The 2404-nt window shown below is 72.1% G+C and carries 2 protein-coding genes; both read right to left on the bottom strand.

Going from position 1 to position 2404, the window contains the following annotated elements:
• Positions 1-1579, bottom strand: a 1579-nt coding sequence (locus tag DBR36_RS08735) for an ABC transporter ATP-binding protein (protein ID WP_108318598.1), incomplete at its 3' end; no start/stop codon positions are given.
• On the bottom strand, positions 1576-2404 hold an 829-nt coding region (locus DBR36_RS08740; protein WP_146185290.1), incomplete at its 5' end, for an ABC transporter permease. The genes DBR36_RS08735 and DBR36_RS08740, both read right to left, overlap by 4 nt.

The following is a 2404-nucleotide window of genomic DNA, read 5'->3' on the forward strand; positions in this document are numbered from 1 at the left end:
GATGAGGGATGGCATCCAGGAGGGTGCGGGTGTACGGGTGCCGCGGCGCGGCGAAGACGCTCTCGGTCGGACCCTCCTCGACGATGCGTCCGGACTGCATGACGACGACGCGATCGGCGATCCCGCGGACGACGCCGAGATCGTGCGAGACGAAGAGGTAGGCGAGCCGTTGGTCCCGCTGCAGAGCGCCGAGGAGATCCAGCACCTGCGCCTGGATGGAGACGTCGAGAGCCGATACCGGCTCGTCCAGCAGCACGATCGCGGGATCGAGTGCGAGCGCCCGGGCGATGCCGACGCGCTGGCGCTGACCGCCCGACAGGCGCGTGGGGAGACGGTCGTCGAACGAGCGGTCCAGGCCGACGCCGTCGAGCAGCGTCCGCACGCGGGCGGCGCTGTAGCCGCGGCGAATTCTCAGCGGCTCGCCGACGGAGCGGGCCACGCTCATCCGCGGGTCCAGCGCCGACGAGGGGTCCTGGAACACCACCTGCGCGCGAGAGCGGAGCTCGGCGCTGCGTCCGGCGATGTCGGGCGACGCGGTGCGCCCCTCGAAGCGGATCGTTCCCGCGCTCGCCGGGGTCAGCCCGAGGATCGCCCGCAGCAGCGAGGACTTGCCGCATCCGGACTCCCCGACGACCGCGACGGTCTCGCCGGCGCGGATGCGCAGGCTCACCCCGTCGACGGCGCGGGTGCGCCGGCCGCGTCGACCCGGGTATTCCACGACGAGGTCGGTCACCTCCAGGGCGGGCTCCTCCGCCGTCTCGACGAGCGCGGGGCGATCGGAGCCGGTCCGCGTCGACGGGGCAGCCGCGAGGAGGCGACGGGTGTACTCGTGCGCCGGAGCCGCGAGGACGGCCCGTGTGTCGCCCCGTTCGACGACGCGACCCGAGCGCATGACGACGAGGCGGTCGGTGTGCTGAGCGACGAGACCGAGATCGTGGCTGATGAGCGCCAGTGCCGACCCGTTGCGCTCGCGCACCTCGTCGAGCAGGGCCATCACCTGCGCCTGGACCGTGACGTCGAGCGCGGTCGTGGGCTCGTCGGCGATCAGGAGCAGAGGGTCGTTGGCGATGGCCATCGCGATGACCGCGCGCTGACGCATACCGCCCGACCACTGGTGAGGGCGCGATGCCGCCCGGACCGCGGCGTCGCGCACGCCCACCGACTCCAGCAGCTCCACGGCCCGCCGTCGCGCCGCCGCGCGCGAGGTGCCGGGGGAGTGGGCGCGTACCGCGGACGCGACCTGTGCGCCGACGGAGCGCAGCGGGTTGAGCGCCGACATCGGGTCCTGGAAGACCATACCGGTGACCCGTCCGCGCATGCCGCGCAGGTCACGCTCGCTCATCGACGTCACCGCGCGCCCGTCGATGCGGACCTCGCCCGAGGCCACGCGGACGCCCGGCGGGAGCAATCCGAGGGCGGCGAGCATGGTCAGGCTCTTGCCCGATCCGGACTCCCCGACGATGCCGAGGGCGGACGAAGGGCCGACCTCGAAAGCGACGTCGTCGACAACCGTGCGGGGTCCGTCGGGGGTCGCGACCTCGAGACGCAGGTTCTCGACGGAGAGGACGGGGTGGTTCATCGGCGGACTCCCTTGCGCAGGAAGGCGCCCCGCGCCTCCGCGGTGAACTGCTGGCTGAGGAACTGCACGCCGCCGACGGCGAGGAACATCGCCAGGCCGGGCAGGATCACCAGCCAGGGGTCGGTGGCCAGGTACTTCTGGCCGTCGTAGATCATGGCCCCCCAGCTGGGGGTGGGCGGTTGCACGCCCAGACCGAGGTATTCGAGGGAGGCCTCGATCAGCACGATGGTGGCGACATCGGTCGCGGCGATGATGAGCGTGTGCGGCCAGACGTTCGGCAGCACGTGCCTCGTGAGCGACCAGAATCGGTCGGCACCCTGGGTGCGCGGCGCCACGACGAAGTCCTGGGCGCGCAGCGCTGCCGCGACGTTTCGCGTGACGCGGGCGTAACCCACCCACCACGTGCAGCCGACGACGAGGATCGTGAGACCCGCGCTCGGCGGGATGACGGCGCACACGGCGATGAGCAGCAGCACCACGGGCATGGCCAGCACGGTGTTGGACAGCACCGACAGACCCGACTCGATACGCCCCCCGAAGAAGCCGGCCAGGATGCCGACCGTCGTGCCGATCACGGCGTTCAGGCAGACGATGGCCACGGTGATGCCGAGCGTGACGGCCGAGGCGAGCGCGATCCTGCTGAGAAGGTCGCGTCCGAGCGGGTCGGTGCCGAGCGGGTGGGCGGCGTCGACCAAGGGCGGCAGCAGCGCCCGGGAGAGGTCCTGCCCGAAGGGATCGAAGCCGGGGAGGAGGGGACGGATCGTCGTGGTCCCCACGACGAGAGCGAGCATCAGGATGCCGACGAGGGCGACGGTGGTCATGAGG

The sequence above is a fragment of the Microbacterium sp. HMWF026 genome, from assembly GCF_003061325.1.
GTDB lineage: Bacteria > Actinomycetota > Actinomycetes > Actinomycetales > Microbacteriaceae > Microbacterium > Microbacterium testaceum_E.